Origin of the sequence: Adlercreutzia sp. ZJ138, assembly GCF_011038935.1 — a bacterium.
Taxonomy (GTDB): Bacteria; Actinomycetota; Coriobacteriia; order Coriobacteriales; family Eggerthellaceae; genus ZJ141.
In genome coordinates this window covers 1-14,329 of record NZ_JAAKEA010000010.1, presented here as the reverse complement: position 1 = coordinate 14,329, position 14,329 = coordinate 1, and the positions used below count along the sequence as shown (strand labels likewise).

The following is a 14,329-nucleotide window of genomic DNA, read 5'->3' as shown; positions in this document are numbered from 1 at the left end:
TCAACTCAAGACGTTCGATTGCGCGGACGGTATGGAATGACACCTGATCGTTGACGCGGAAGTACGCATGTTGTGCGCCCAGCTTTCAGCCTGTGCAGATATAGTGGTGGTGTAGAAACCGCGTCCGAAATCTCGCTTGTCCTTCGAGGCGTTCAGGTCGATACGCTCAAAGAGGCAGAATCCTATCGAATGAGGTCAGCTAGGCACAGCTCACCCTTAGGGATCTTGGAAAGGCGGCGGTACTCCCTGGCGGCGGCGGTCAGCGCGTCCGCGTCCCAGTAGCCCCTGAGGAAGTCTGCACGCTTGATCTCGCGCATGCCGAGCTCCCGCTTGCAGAAATCACTGGGCTTCACGTGGCTGCCGTGCCAGCGGCCCCATGCGTCCTCGCGGATGATCGCCAACACCTCCATCTCCGGATGCGTCACGTAGCTGACCACCGGAAAGCGCTCAGCGTACAGGTTGTTTAGTTTGAAACGCTCCTTTCGCGAGTCCAACACGCGGACGATGCACACCGGCCAGTCGTAGTCGTAGTTCAGGTACTCGACCTGAATGTCGGCCGCCCTGCGCAGGCGGGTGACGTCCACGACGTCAGCTTCAGGGAAGACGAGCGCGTCCGCAGCGAGCAGGATCTCTACGGCCACCTGCTCTACGGTGCCCTCGCAGGAGATCAACGGATGGTACCCGGCAAGGTCGAAGGTATCCCTACTCATCGGAAACCCCCTTCGCCACGAGCTCTTTCAGCGCGCGAACGTCGGCGTAGCGGGGCGCCGTTCCTTTCACGAAGTTAGAGGCGAACACTTCGGATTTCTTGTTCTCGATGCGCTTCACGCGGTCGCAATATTTCACAGCACGTGCGCCGTTCCCGCTGCCGCGCGTCAGGAAGAACACGTTGTCCTTGCGGTGTACGTGGTCCAAAAGCTGCGGATAGTGAGTCGTAAAGACCAGCGTCGCGCCCTTAGGGTTGGTCTCGGAGGCGGCGAACAGGTCGAGTACAACGTTGACCAGCTGTCGGTTCAGGTGGTTCTCCACCTCGTCCACCAGCAGGTAGCCGCCAGAGCGCAAGGCTCTCATCGCGCGCTGCACCAGCCCCAGGCCGCGCACGGTACCGGAGGAGAGCACTTCCGCCAGGCCGCGCTCGGAGAGCGTGATGGGCTCTCGCCCCGGGAACGTCAGCACGAAGGCGCGACCGGCATCGCGCACCTCTAGATGCTCGATGCCGGGGTCGAATACGCGGAGCACGTCGTCGAGGCCGTCGAACTGCTCGGCGAGGCGGAACCCGCCATCGCGCACGGCCGTCACGCGGGCGCGTTGCCCAAAGTCTTTGGCGAAAACGGCGGCGGCGATGGATACGTCCGGCGAGGTGAGCGCCGCCCAGGAAACGGGCATTTGGGTGCGAGCGCACACCGGCGAGGCGAGAGCCCTGATGCCATCCCAAGATCCCAAAACCGACCGCTTGAGGGCTTTGGCCGGCAGAGTGGACACCGTCTCCTCGATAAAGTTCAGCGCAGGACCGTCGCCCTCGCCTTCGACAGCCGCCAGCACCGACTCGACCAGATAGGCGGAGCCCTCGTGCCATGTGACACACTTGAACGTTGAGGGGCTGTCGAACACGGTGGGCAGCGCCGACGGGAGTCCGCCGCCGCGCACGGGCGAACCGTCCACGATACGGCAGGCAAGCTCCAGCAGGTTCAACGCTGTCGTTTTGCCCGAGGCATTGATGCCTGCCAGCGCCACGATGCTGTTGGTATGGAGATGGCGCGCCAGCTCGAAGGCCGACTCATCGGATGCCGCAACGCGGTCGGAGGCGAAAAGGTCGATCTCGAAAACTCCTCCCTCGTACATCATGAGATGGTCGAAGTAAACCTTGAGCAGCTTCATTTTCGTCCTTTCGAATACTTAAAACACGATCTGTGTTTTAAGTATATATCATGTGAGATGCCAAGACCCTGGGCAAGACCCTTACGCCCACAATATTCGATGGCTGGAAGTGGGCCGGTTACAGGGAGCCGGAATACGATGTCGTTTTCGGTCCTGACCGCACGACACTAACGCTACCTCTCGTTTCGACCGCGGGTAACCGCTAATTCGTGTGGTATTTTGCACGGTTTTGACCTTTATTGCGCGAGCTAATCCAGTGCATCAAAAAGGGGGACGGGGTTAGCTGGGTACAATTCGAACGTTGGTTCGATGATAGGCATCGGAATCTCCGGCTGACCATTGAATTTCAGTAGATCATGGTCGAAGGTATGGAACTCATCAATACTATGGAAGCGGTTAATATAAACAGCAGTGGCAAGATGAATGGCATCTTGTTTATGCTTCTCAAAACTGTAGTTCCATATCACTTCTCGCGCTTGCTCCGCAAGATGTTTGGTCAAATCAACAACGAGCAACCCTTTCTCCTGGTTGAAGACCCGTACGATCGTGTCCCGCTCCTTAGCTGTCCCGTTGCCAAGTTTTATCACCTCGGTCAAGGTAATAACTGAGGTAACTATCTCCAACTCGCCGCCGTCTTTCTTGTCGACAACGCCCTTAAGTACCTCTCCACGTCCAGTTCCTTGAAGATACTCGATAAAGCAGCATGAGTCCCAGTAGACACGCTTCATTCGGCATCGCTCCAAATCCCAAATAAGTCATACAAAGAAACTGTATCTGGACGCTCAACAACCTGAATATCCTTAGCTAGAATGTCACGTTTGGTGCCATCCTCGTTGAAAGATATGTCACCAGTGACGCGCACGTAGTTGCTGCGGTAACAGGAACGCACCGTATCCAGCAGAGTATCGTCATAATATACCTTGATACGCTTACCGGAAGTTTCATCGTAAAGCGCGAAAAACGGTCGCCCACTTGCATACAGAGTCTTAACTTCTCCATATGCAGTGCCAAAAGAACGATCAATCGTCTTGGATTCTGCTGGCGCAGAATAATCAACCATAGCAATTGGATCATGTTCATTACTGCTCGGATAGAGAACGTCGATGGTCGGATTGCCGGAAAGACCTTTTTCGCTTATGAACAGGCGTGTCATTGCCTCGTAATGTTGCAGGGTCTTCTTTGTAAACGTAGAAGGACTCTTTCCACCTTGGATCAATTTGAAGTCCCTTCGAATGGTTCCTAGGCACTGATCTATTTCCTCGTCCGTCTCGATATCAGAGAAGGGATAGGTTGCCAATGCCACAGAACCCTGTTGAATTTCAGCAAACCATTTTACGTTGCTCAGACAGTCTTCGGAGGCAGACTGAATCATAGCGAAGAACTCGGAAATGCAGGTCTGCAATTCCTCAACAGGCAAAATGTCCTTTTCAAGATGAAAAAGGATTTTTCTATCTTTGTTCACAGCAAGCCTCCCTTCATAACGTGGTTTTCTCAAACAAGTAAGATACTCTAGCGGACCGTCACTTCCTAGTCTTTGAGAACCAGAAATAGAGAAATGTCACCTTGCTGTCGGTAAAGCAGGGGTAACGGGTAACCGCTAATTCGCGTACTCTCCCTCTGCGAGACTAACGGCGCAAGCGCTCTAACTAACCATAAACGTAAAACCTACTCGGCAGCCTTTTGCAAAACCACGGCACCGACACCTGATAGTGTTACGTCAAGGTAGGTTCCATCAGGAGCGGAAGAGTCGGTGGCAAGGCCAAGGTTTGAAAGCAGCGCTGCTGCATAATAGCAATCTTCATAGACGTCGACATAGAAATCCGGAATGTCTGTTAGGTGAAGTACGGTGCTCTCTTTCACCTCTGCATTGGTAGCGGCTTTCACATATGCCTTTGCCAGTGTGCGAAGAACTAAAGGAGCAAAATCGAAGTCCTCGGACACATCCCCAAAGCCTAAGGCCGCTTTGTAGTCATCCTCTTCAAACATGAGCGTTTCTATTTCATCGCCGGTTTGCACCTGCTGACGGCGAAGTGCAAACTCAAGGTTAGGTGCCGCGCTGAAGTCTTCAAGCTCATCGTCTTCTTCGGATTCGTAGCTTGCGTACTCACGTATCGCATCATCAATCTGATCGATGCTGTACTCGCGCGTAACATCTTGCAGACCCATGGCATCTACCGCTCGCAAAAGCTCTGGTAGACGCTCAACGATTCTGTCTTCGAGTTCCATTAGGTACACCTCTCTCTTCTTGCAACAACACGTGAGATCCCATCACTATCAACACACCATCTTTGCCGGAACACCCACATAGGTTCCCGGCTGAGTGACGTCTCTCACAACCACAGCCCCAGCGCCGATCATACAGTCGTTGCAAATGCTGATATTGTTACTCACAACGCTACCGATGCCGAGCCAGGTTCTGTCACCCACCATCACCGCGCCGGCGACGTGCGCACCCACGGAAATGTGGACGAAGTCACCGATATGGCAATCATGGTCAACTGTAGCCCCAGTATTGATAATAGAACCTATGCCAATAATGGCATCGGAGTTGATGATAGCACCCATGCCAATAACGGAGCCCTCACCTATCTCGACGCGCCGGCTGATAGAAGCAGAAGGATGAACCAGCGTGGCGATATATCCAGTGATCTCTCGCTGAATCCGCTCACGAACACCCGCGTTTCCGATGGCGACCACGAAATCCGCATTGGGATGTTTTACCCAATCGAGAGTCTTACCGATAGCAGGGAAACCGTTACCGGCGGATCCCCCGCTGTTCTGGGGCTATTTTTCCCACATGAGTTAAGACTTATCCCTCCTGTTTTTTCCCAAAAATCGTTCGATATTTTCCCAAGATTGCTCCTGTATTTTCCCAGAAAAGCACTAAAATACAGGGAGTTTAACTATCTCACACAAAAGGGCAGAATGCATGAAAAACAGCGCTTATATCCCACGGCTTGTTGACTCGCTCGTACAAAAGCACTTGGAGGCATTTGGTGCTGTTGAGATTACGGGAACCATGTGGTGCGGGAAAACATGGACGTCGCAGCAACATGCAAAAAGCTCTATCAGGCTCGACGTGAGGGCAAACAGAGAGCTAGCGGAACTATCTCCTGAGACAGCACTCAGCGGCGAGCATCCCCACTTGATTGACGAATGGCAAGAGGTTCCGACCCTGTGGGATGTGGTGCGCCATGCGGTTGACGATGCCGCCGGGCAGCGCGGGCTGTATCTTCTCACAGGATCTTCCCGCCCTGCAAAAAAACAGGTCCACCATTCCGGATCTGGACGAATCTCCCGGTTGCGCATGTGGCCAATGACACTTGCAGAGACAGGCGTCTCTGCAAAGTCCGTTTCTCTTAAAAGTCTTTTCGAGGGTTCTTTTGCGACTACACCCACCGAAACAAGCCTCGCTTCTCTAGCAGATCAAATTGTACGCGGCGGATGGCCCGATGCGATTAATGTGAGCGCGGACGCTGCCAAGCTTATTCCCAATCAGTACGTTGACACGCTGCTGTCCGCCCAGGACAACAATGCACCGGAGGGAGAGCGAGACCAACGACGATTCCTGCAATCTCTGGCGCGCAACCTGGGCTCATCCGTGAAAATCGATACGCTTGTGACGGACATGGGCTACGAAGTTGAGAAAGCAGTAACCGAAACAGGAAGGAAGCGCGTACGAGACTTGCTCTTGTTCTTTACGGGGAAATTCGTCATCGATGCTGTAAGCGGGTGGGATGCACCTATTCGCTCGCCGCAAAGGCTAAGAACAAAGCCACGGTACAACTTCGCCGACCCATCGCTTCCGGCAGCGTTGCTCGGCGTGGATCAGAATGGTCTCATGGGCAACACGCAGCTTTTCGGCCAGCTGTTCGAGCAGCTATGCTTGCGTGACCTCAACGTTTACTCTTCGGTTCTTCCAGCAGCCGGGCCTTCGCCGCTTTTCTACTATCGGGATGCCGATGGACTCGAAGTAGACGCCATCATAGAGCTGCGCGACGGCCGATGGGGTGCCATTGAGATCAAACTCAGCGGCACGAAGGTCGCCCAAGCCGAGGAAAGCCTCTTGCGTCTCAAAAAGAAGATCACCGCAAACCCAGCAGCCCGCAACAAAGAGCCAAGCTTCATGATGGTGTTGGTGGGCCTTTCTGACTATGCCTACCAGACGAAAAACGGCATCTACGTTGTGCCGCTTACAGCGCTGACAGCGTAGAGATTCCACCTATCCGGTCTTCGTAGAAGCCGCCTTACTCGGCGGCCTTTTGCAAGACCACCGCACCGACGCCTGAGAGCGTTACGTCAAGGTAGGTTCCGTCAGGAGCAGAAGAGTCGGCGGCAAGACCAAGATTTGAAAGGAGCGCTGCCGCATAATAGCAGTCTTCATAGACGTCAACATAGAAATCCGGAATGTCTGTTAGGTGCAGTACGGCACCCTCTTTCACCTCTGCATTTGCAGTAGCTTTCACATATGCCTTTGCCAGTGTGCGAAGAACTAAAGGGGCAAAATCGAAGTCAACGGATACATCCCCAAAGCCTAAGGCCGCCTTGTAGTCATCCTCTTCAAACATGAGCGTTTCTATTTCATCGCCGGTTTGCACCTGCTGACGGCGAAGCGCAAACTCAAGGTTAGGTGCTGCGCTAAAGTCTTCTAACTCATCGTCTTCTTCAGAACCGTAGCTTTCATACTCACGTATCGCATCATCGATCTGATCGAGGCTGTACTCACCCGTAACATCTTGCAGACCCATGACTTCAACCGCTCGCAAAAGCCCTGGTAGGCGTTTAACGATTCTGTCTTCAAGTTCCATCTTGGTACTCCTGTCTCTTTCTTGCACACATCTCGCTCATCTACTCGTACAGTTTTGATTCTACTAAAGGAGCGTTGTATCGAGACTCCCATGCTATCTACCACTGGCTAATCCTTAGGCAGTACCTATCGACTTCGCAAAAATGGGATGATCAGGGTCGTTCCCTTCTCTGCGAAAGACAGGCTTGCCGCAGTATTCCGTATGCAAGGAACTGATAGCCCCCATAATGACCAATACCTTGGCATTGAGGTCGAAAAACTCATCAACGTGAGATCTGATGTCGTAGCAATAGCCCTTGTGATAGAGGACCGTGTCGGAATTCGAGTTGATAACGAGAAGCCCATGAGCAAATCTATTTCTCAACATACGCCATACATTCATTGTCTTTGTGGCATCTTCACAATGTATGCCCGCAGCCTCAAGTAACGTTGCAGTCTCCGGCAGTTTGAGCATAGCATTGCATTTTTGGCTCAACGATTTCTCCTGCAGATAACCACCAATGTAGTCGAGATAAGCCTGCTCAGAAATAGAATCTCCACTCGCCTTAAAGTGCGAACCTGCCAGTATGTCATCAATCTCGAATTCCACGGCATTCGCTTGGTTTATCGCCTCGGAGACCATCGCGTTGCATAAGCTATTAAACTCAGTCTTACCTAAACCCATCACGTTTCCTCGTTTTCTTCCCATACTCGATGCGAGTTTAACTAGACTCAACTAGACCTTCAACTTATCCCAGTTCAGATGAACCACCTGGTAAATAGTGACCTACTAACTGCACGTGAGGATATTAACAAAATAGTCATTTCCGCTTCCTAATCGTGCGATTCACTCCCACAATCACGGATCCTGATACGAGTAGGTCTTTAGAGACGCATGCTTTCGCACCAAACACGCAGCCATCAGTAATATGAATACTATTCCAAACCTTCACACCTGGACCGACATAGACGTCGTTTCCAATAGAAGGACCTTCAGCAGCGCCAGGTTTCACGCCAATGTTGACGCAGCTGTTCAACGTGCACCTCGCATCGATTCTTGCATGCCTACTTATCACTATGCTGCCATAGTGCAAAATCGCAAGACCTGGACCACACACATTCAGAGGAATCGAAAAACCTAGGAGTGTACTCAACTTCTGAAAACGCCAACGCAAAAGATAACGCCACGGTTTCATGAGTACCCCCGGCAATTCTCCCAATATTCGACTTTTCTCAGTAGTCGCTGATATCGCACTACCGGATCTGTAAGCCAGATCATCGAATTGTTCGTTTGCAGCAGAGGATGAGATATACAAGCTCCTAAAGCCTGCATATCCCCTAATGTATCGACGATAAGCGGCTTTACTATCAATCACCAGAAGTACCACCTGCGAAGAATCGATAGATATATCGAAGACCGTTATATCATAAAATGCATGGATTCTGAATCAAATAACGTGCGAGATTAAGATCCCAAGGCTCATCAATGTCGATCGAATGGCTGCGATCCATAATATATGGGATACTATTGTCATTAAAGCTTGTCTCACTGTCAATGCTACGAACTTCATTAACGTATATACATCCATTAATGCGGAAATAGGCCGGCATATCTTGCCTTCTACACGTACTCTTAGCATCCAACAACTGTTGAAGCGTTCCGTTGTTATCGATAGAGCGAACAAGCAGAGGATGATCATCTACTGGACTCACAGAAGCAAGCGGCTGACAACCGTTGTCGTAATACATCATCAACGCCCCATCGATGTCTTTTGCGGTACGCAAAGGCTGAGTCGGCTGCAGCAATACCAAATCATCGTACTCCCTACCGTCGGATCTAAGGGCTTCGATCGCATGAAGGACGACACTCAAAGTACTCGACGTATCCGTAGCAAGGATTACTGGTCTCATGAATGGGACTTCAGCCCCAAAATCCCTTGAAACCTTAGCTATGTCATCACCGTCAGTAGATACAACAACATCGTCAATATACTCACTCTCGAGAGCTGCTTCGATCGCATAGCCAACGAGCGGCTTACCTGCAAGATCAGCTAGATTCTTACCAGGTATCCCTTTACTTCCAGCCCTCGCAGGAATGAGCGCCAGAACCTTCCTTCCGTTGAGCATCTGCATCACCTTCTAAACAACGATCGTTGAATTGCTTTTGGGTAGAAAGACTCCATACGGCTTCCGATTCGAGCACTCTCATGAACCCTCGCACACTGTTGCCCTTACCATACGCAAACGCCTTCACCGCGTACTCGCCGGACGCAACAATCGCGTCGATAATCTCATTCGCGTCGTAGCCAACGTGCTGAATATTCCCGCACTCATCGGTTGAGTACCGACCTTTTTGTCTCGTTCCAATATCAATGGCCGGTATGCCATACACACCCGATTCCCTCACACCAGCGCTCGAATTCCCAAGGATCAGATCTGCGCCCTTCAGTAGCGACAAAAAATACTCAAACCTCAAGGAGGGAAATATACGGAAACGTTCGCAAGAGAGTAGCCTTTTGTACTCACTCAATATTGCTTCATATCCGAGGTCACTGTTAGGGTAAATTACTACGAAATCCCTACCACTTTCGATCACAGCGTCAATAACCGCGCGCGCGTTCGCTTCCGCATTCTTCACTTCAGTGGTCACTGGGTGATACATCAGGATCCCATAGTTGGCAAACGGGATACCATAACGTGCTTTTGCCTTTTCAAGTGTAGGAAGGTTATCATCTAACATCAGATCGACATCCGCCGAACCGATCACGAAGATTCGCTCGTCGTCCTCACCCAACTGCAATAGTCTTCTCCTAGCATCCTCATTACAAGCAAGATGAACGTGTGCGAATTTCGATATCGCATGGCGAATGGACTCGTCGATCGTGCCAGAAAGCTCCCCGCCCTCGACATGCGCCACGAGCACGTTCGTCAACGCCCCAACAACAGCACCGGCGAGAGCATCCATTCGGTCACCATGCACCACTATCATGTCAGGCTTCACGCTATCAACATAACTGGAGAACGCTCTCACTGTGTCGCCTAGACTCACGCTCGCACTCGACGCACTCGACTGGCTCAACCCCAGTGCTACATAGGTATTGTCATATTCATCTTTCAGAACCTCGCGGTAGGTACCCCCGAACCGTTCTAGGAGATGCATACCACATACGTATACATACGCCTCAAAATCGGGGCTCTCCTCTACCGCCTTAATGAGACCCTTAAGTTTTCCATAGTCTGCACGCGTCCCTGTTAAAAACAAGATCTTCTTCATAGTGGAAACCATCTCTAGCCTTCCAATATGTCCCAAGCGATCTGTTCGCCTTCGACAATATCTCGGCCCGCTGTTTTGCCGAGAACTTCGTCATAGTATTCCGCTGGGATATCACCGGTTCCAGGTCGTTTAACCCAAATGTTATTCACTGTCAGCCGCTCGCCAGCCATGATTCCCTTTATGGCAACAACGCTCGCGAAAGCAAAGTCTCGCGTAACCTGTTCATTAGCTATCTCATCTTTGCACCCTCCGAGCATTAGGGGAACATCATGAGCAGCCGCTAACAGCTCTCCGAGGGCGGTCTCATCCATCGAGCAAACGATGTCCGGTCCCTCCCGATCCATGCGGTCAGTGAAATGCCGCTCAACTATGCGTGCGCCAAGGGCAATCGCCGCCGTACAGGCAGCATTCGTGAGCGTGTGATCAGACAAACCCACGGGCACACCCGGAAACACTCCCATCATTTCCTGCATTGCACCCAGTCGCACCAAGCTTGGATCGGTCGGATAGAGGTTTGTGGTGTGGAGCAAAGCGAAGGGCACCTTGTAATCCTCGAGAACCTTCACAGCCTTGCAGACTCTCTTCAGTCCATTCATGCCAGTTGACACGATCATCGGCTTACCGAAAGAGGCAATATGGGCTAGGAGCGGAAGGTTGTTCATCTCGCCCGATCCGACCTTGTAAGCCTTTATACCAAAATGCTCCAGCCTGTCTGCTGCCGCTCGAGAAAAGGGGGTGCTCAGGAATTCCATACCGAGAGACTCAACATAGACCATGAGTTCGTATTCGTCCTCCTCGGAAAGAGCACACGCGCTCATGATGTCATAGATTGACATATCCGCATTACCAGGCTTTACCTTCCTTGCGGCAGCGCTCATCTCGTCATCAACCACATGCGTCTGGTGTTTGACGAGCTTCGCTCCAGCACGGTACGCAGCGTCGACCATCTCCTTTGCAACAGCCAGGCATCCGTTATGATTGATCCCTACCTCAGGTATGACCAGCACATCACCAACATCAGTTACGGGAACGTCCCCAATTTCGAAAAAAGTCCTCATTCTGAAGATCCTCTCATTATTACGGTCAATACTTTGAGCTTGACATCGCTTTTTGAAACGCTCAAGCAAGTTGCTTGGACAATTTCACCCTAAGATCAGACTGCTTTAGGAGGCCAATATGGGACGCAAAAGAACTGTCAGCATTGATGCTGCGGTATAGGATTCGCGGGAGGCAGCATCACGAGTGTATCTTGCCTTAGAAAGAATAGAGAGACCAACAACCGGGAAACCGCTTTGAAGAGGTGACTCACTATCGACTTTTATGTGTTTTGCTTCCATCATCGCAGGTCAGGCTAAGCTTTTACTCGAATCGTCCACACTAAATCCTCGATACCCACACTAAATCCTGGATATCCGGGTAACCGCTAATTCGTGTGGGATTTTGCACGGTTTTCATCCTCTTGTGCCTACCCACATGTTTTCCGCCTGTTTTTGCGTGGTGCGCCGTTTTGTAAGTCTGCCCATGCCCCCAAGCCTTACAGTCTGAAAAGCAGGACGGGCGTCATTAACCAACGAATAGAGGGACGGGATGCCTTGCCCGTCCGCAGTTCTGTTCGGGGTCTTGGGAGAGAGTCCACCTCCCCCAAGACCCCTATGGCAGCCCGCACCCTCGGAAAGTAAGAGGAACATGAAGAACACAGGCAATACCACCGTAGGAGTGGATGTGCGTCTATACGAGCGCATAGCGATTAGACTCTCGCAGTGCCAGCCATTCAAACGTCTGGGTATACGAGTACTCGACAGACTTTGCGATCGTTGTCTTAACTCAGGCCGCTGCGTTAGCGACCTATACAAAGACAGCTGGTATATCCCCGCAGACGAACTTGGATGCCCAGGCTTCTGTGCGCTGCTCGCACACCTTGAAGCAATGGATGAGTCTGAAGTTGCCACGACAGACCTCGATAACATCTCTTTCTGAGCGGGGGTTGTCATGGAATACAGAAGACGAGTATCAGAACCTAAGCCAAGTGCATCTGAACAAAGAGCGTTTGAGCGCCTTTTGTCAGGACAAGGAAGCTCGATAGATGTAGAAGTAATACGACTGCTTGTAGGGCAGTGTGGTAAGTATGGGTGTGTGTATACACGGCTCTCAAAGACATCTCCTGGTATGAAGGAGTGTCCCGGGTGGTGTGGCATTGCACACGATGCATGTGATAAGTGATCGATGAACTGGGAAAAGCCAAAACCATCGCTGAACTTGAGCGCATAACTGGTGCTTCTAAAAACATCATTGCCAAGCTTGAAGCAAACGCACAGATGCCCAAGCACCGTCTGCCGCACAACCTCTGTATTGATGAGGTTAAAGCGTTTCCTAAAAGGATTGCAATCAGAAGAGGTGAGCCTCATATGGCAAGCTGTATCTATGATGCCGATGAAAAGACGCTCGTTGACATGCTTGCAGGAGATGATCCTAAAACCGTCACAGCGTATCTGGAAAGCTTTACAAAAGGTGAGCGTGATGCGGTGGCAACTATATCGTGTGACCTGAACGGCTTCTACATTAGCCTTGCAGAAAAGTTTTTTCCTGGTGCGGTAATCTACGCTGATAAGACAGTATGTCCCGAGCGACAGGATCTGGGAGATCACCGCCCCGGAAGAAAGGGCCCGCCAGCCCAGACGGGATGCGACAATGAGATCCCAGTATCTGAATGCGGCGCGCAAGAACGCGCCGCCGAGGAGAAGGAGGATCCCCTCATGACGAAGTATGCCGTAGAGTCCGAGTACTGCTCCGTGTTCGGCATGGACGTCCACGCCAGGACGACCACCATCAAAGGCCTCGACCGCTCCACGGGGGAGACCAGGATGAAAAGGTTCAACGACGCGCCAGCACCTGCCGCGATAGCGTCTTGGATGAAGCAGAACTTCGCCGGCCCCTGGTATGCGGCCTACGAGAGCGGCTGCACCGGGTTCCACCTCTGTCGCGAACTTCGTCGTGAGGGGATAGGCTGCGACGTGGTGGCCGTAAGCAGCATTGCGCGATCCGCCGACGACAAGCAGCGTAAAAACGACAGCAGGGACGCCACACGCTTGCTCTCCGAGCTCGTGAGCATGGAGAAGACCTACACCGCGGTATGGACGCCCGACCCCGAAACCGAGGCGATGCGCGATTTGTGCCGTGCGCGGGTGGCGGCGGTTGATGCTGTTAAGGTTGCCAAACTCCAGACCTCGGCTATCCTGCTGCGCCACGGCTACGTCTGGAACGAGAAGACACCTGATGGCACCCTCAAGAACTCGTGGACGAAGAACTTTGTTGCATGGATAAAGTCCGCCGACCTCGGCGATGCGTGCGCCAACGAGGCGCTCGCGTTCAGCCTGCGCGCCGTCGAGGAGGGCGCAGAGCGAGTGAAGGACCTCGAGGCCAAGCTCGATACTCTCTGTGATCTTCCACGATGGAAACCCTACGTGGACGCGATATCGCTGCTTCGAGGTGTCGGCAAACTGACCGCCCTTACTCTCGCGTGCGAGATAGGGAGCTTCCACCGCTTCAGGAGCGGGCGGGATGTGTCCAAGTGGCTCGGCACCGTGCCGTCCCATAGCGAGAGCGGGGGCAAGGGGCACCACGGAGGCATCACCAAAGCCGGCAACGCCGTCTGCCGCACCCTGCTCGTCGAGGGGATAACCGGCAGCGGGAGATACAAGTACAAAAGCAGCAAAGCCCTCAGGGCGGGTCAGGTTGTGTCGCCTGACGTCAAGGCCGTCTGCCGCAAAGCCGACCGCAGGCTCGCCAAGCGCCGCCAGCACCTCTCCGAGCAGAAGAAGCACCCCAACAAGATAAAGATCGCTATCGCCAACGAGCTCATACGCTGGGTGTGGGTGATCGGGTGCATGGTCGAAGACGAACAGACAGTGCGCATCATCTCGCGCCCGGCTTAGCTGCGGCGCGCCTGCCACAGAGCATCCGCCCCGACACCGGCCGTCCAGCAGGATGAGGGAACCCGCGATTGGAATTTGCGCACCGCTCATGCGGCACGCGCGGGATAAGTGAAGACGATGATTCCCCATCGGCGGAAGGCCCTTACCGAACGACTGGAGTGCGGGCCGCGTGCGAGATCGCGGTACCCGCGGATTTGAGTGTGCGCCGCAGGCGTCTTCGGAGCACGGACATCCGCTGCACAGCCGGGCCGGGGCGATGCATATAGATACTCCCAGCCCGGACTGGGAAAACCCGGGCCGGGAGGACTTTGTCTCTTGACAAAGCTCGGGACATATGAATTCCATGTAGCAAAGCTTGTAACAGAAGCTGTTGATGATGTACGACGGCGGCTCACTCGTACAATTGAAGATGACATAGACCACAAAGAGCAAAGACGTATCCTGCGTAAGGCCGCCAAG

Annotated in this window: 14 protein-coding genes and 1 pseudogene; 3 read left to right on the top strand and 12 right to left on the bottom strand. The window is 52.7% G+C overall.

The features are described from left to right. From G7Y43_RS10795 to G7Y43_RS05730, 7 genes and pseudogenes are all read right to left on the bottom strand, one after another. Positions 1-162, bottom strand: a complete 162-nt coding sequence (locus G7Y43_RS10795) for a DUF3990 domain-containing protein (RefSeq protein WP_370514648.1) — start codon at positions 160-162, stop codon at positions 1-3. A gap of 20 nt (positions 163-182) precedes the next feature. Continuing rightward, on the bottom strand, positions 183-710 hold the full coding sequence (locus tag G7Y43_RS05755) for a hypothetical protein (RefSeq protein ID WP_165044986.1): 528 nt from the start codon (positions 708-710) through the stop codon (positions 183-185). Further along, a complete protein-coding gene (locus G7Y43_RS05750; RefSeq protein WP_165044984.1) occupies positions 703-1,878 on the bottom strand; it encodes an ATP/GTP-binding protein in 1,176 nt (391 codons plus the stop codon). Before G7Y43_RS05750 ends, G7Y43_RS05755 begins: the two co-directional genes overlap by 8 nt. A gap of 248 nt (positions 1,879-2,126) precedes the next feature. After that, complete coding sequence (locus G7Y43_RS05745; protein ID WP_165044982.1) at positions 2,127-2,606, bottom strand: PIN domain-containing protein; 480 nt, start codon at positions 2,604-2,606, stop codon at positions 2,127-2,129. Further along, positions 2,603-3,340: a hypothetical protein gene (locus G7Y43_RS05740; protein WP_165044980.1), complete on the bottom strand. Its 738-nt coding sequence runs from the start codon at positions 3,338-3,340 to the stop codon at positions 2,603-2,605. Before G7Y43_RS05740 ends, G7Y43_RS05745 begins: the two co-directional genes overlap by 4 nt. 203 nt (positions 3,341-3,543) lie before the next feature. Then, positions 3,544-4,104: a hypothetical protein gene (locus tag G7Y43_RS05735; RefSeq protein WP_165044978.1), complete on the bottom strand. Its 561-nt coding sequence runs from the start codon at positions 4,102-4,104 to the stop codon at positions 3,544-3,546. A gap of 48 nt (positions 4,105-4,152) precedes the next feature. After that, a pseudogene (locus G7Y43_RS05730) lies at positions 4,153-4,632 on the bottom strand (NeuD/PglB/VioB family sugar acetyltransferase); the annotation flags it as partial. A 175-nt stretch (positions 4,633-4,807) separates the two neighbouring features. Between G7Y43_RS05730 and G7Y43_RS05725 the strand changes: the two are divergent. Then, positions 4,808-6,091 (top strand): ATP-binding protein, encoded by a 1,284-nt coding sequence (locus G7Y43_RS05725; RefSeq protein WP_165044976.1) that lies wholly within the window; start codon positions 4,808-4,810, stop codon positions 6,089-6,091. 34 nt (positions 6,092-6,125) lie between these two features. On the opposite strand, the gene G7Y43_RS05720 is transcribed toward G7Y43_RS05725, so the two are convergent. From G7Y43_RS05720 to G7Y43_RS05695, 5 genes are all read right to left on the bottom strand, one after another. Next, the gene (locus G7Y43_RS05720; RefSeq protein WP_165044974.1) at positions 6,126-6,686 is read right to left on the bottom strand and encodes a hypothetical protein; all 561 of its coding nucleotides are present in this window, start codon (positions 6,684-6,686) and stop codon (positions 6,126-6,128) included. 114 nt (positions 6,687-6,800) lie between these two features. Then, positions 6,801-7,349 carry a hypothetical protein gene (locus G7Y43_RS05715; protein ID WP_165044973.1) on the bottom strand — a complete coding sequence of 183 codons (549 nt, stop codon included), beginning with the start codon at positions 7,347-7,349 and terminating at the stop codon, positions 6,801-6,803. Positions 7,350-8,089: 740 nt separating this feature from the next. After that, on the bottom strand, positions 8,090-8,791 hold the full coding sequence (locus tag G7Y43_RS05705; RefSeq protein ID WP_165044969.1) for a cytidylyltransferase domain-containing protein: 702 nt from the start codon (positions 8,789-8,791) through the stop codon (positions 8,090-8,092). Beyond that, complete coding sequence (gene neuC, locus G7Y43_RS05700; protein WP_206215094.1) at positions 8,739-9,950, bottom strand: UDP-N-acetylglucosamine 2-epimerase; 1,212 nt, start codon at positions 9,948-9,950, stop codon at positions 8,739-8,741. Before neuC ends, G7Y43_RS05705 begins: the two co-directional genes overlap by 53 nt. Before the next feature lie 2 nt (positions 9,951-9,952). Next, positions 9,953-10,996, bottom strand: a complete 1,044-nt coding sequence (locus G7Y43_RS05695; protein ID WP_165044967.1) for an N-acetylneuraminate synthase family protein — start codon at positions 10,994-10,996, stop codon at positions 9,953-9,955. Positions 10,997-12,154: 1,158 nt separating this feature from the next. Here G7Y43_RS05695 and G7Y43_RS05690 point away from each other — a divergent pair. Together G7Y43_RS05690 and G7Y43_RS10790 are read left to right on the top strand one after the other, a co-directional pair. Further along, entirely contained in the window at positions 12,155-13,870 is a 1,716-nt protein-coding gene (locus G7Y43_RS05690; RefSeq protein WP_165044965.1) for an IS110 family transposase, read from the top strand. A 198-nt stretch (positions 13,871-14,068) separates the two neighbouring features. Continuing rightward, positions 14,069-14,329: transposase (locus tag G7Y43_RS10790; RefSeq protein ID WP_206215097.1), on the top strand; the 261-nt coding region annotated here is incomplete at its 3' end.

Excerpts from the sequence above, each read along its gene's own strand:
- G7Y43_RS05705 (WP_165044969.1), bottom strand. The coding sequence starts at position 8,791 with ATGCTCAACGGAAGGAAGGTTCTGGCGCTCATTCCTGCGAGGGCTGGA.
- G7Y43_RS05695 (WP_165044967.1), bottom strand. The coding sequence starts at position 10,996 with ATGAGGACTTTTTTCGAAATTGGGGACGTTCCCGTAACTGATGTTGGT.
- G7Y43_RS05735 (WP_165044978.1), bottom strand. The coding sequence starts at position 4,104 with ATGGAACTCGAAGACAGAATCGTTGAGCGTCTACCAGAGCTTTTGCGA.
- G7Y43_RS05745 (WP_165044982.1), bottom strand. The coding sequence starts at position 2,606 with ATGAAGCGTGTCTACTGGGACTCATGCTGCTTTATCGAGTATCTTCAA.
- neuC (WP_206215094.1), bottom strand. The coding sequence starts at position 9,950 with ATGGTTTCCACTATGAAGAAGATCTTGTTTTTAACAGGGACGCGTGCA.
- G7Y43_RS05755 (WP_165044986.1), bottom strand. The coding sequence starts at position 710 with ATGAGTAGGGATACCTTCGACCTTGCCGGGTACCATCCGTTGATCTCC.
- G7Y43_RS05750 (WP_165044984.1), bottom strand. The coding sequence starts at position 1,878 with ATGAAGCTGCTCAAGGTTTACTTCGACCATCTCATGATGTACGAGGGA.
- G7Y43_RS05715 (WP_165044973.1), bottom strand. The coding sequence starts at position 7,349 with ATGGGTTTAGGTAAGACTGAGTTTAATAGCTTATGCAACGCGATGGTC.
- G7Y43_RS05720 (WP_165044974.1), bottom strand. The coding sequence starts at position 6,686 with ATGGAACTTGAAGACAGAATCGTTAAACGCCTACCAGGGCTTTTGCGA.
- G7Y43_RS05725 (WP_165044976.1), top strand. The coding sequence starts at position 4,808 with ATGAAAAACAGCGCTTATATCCCACGGCTTGTTGACTCGCTCGTACAA.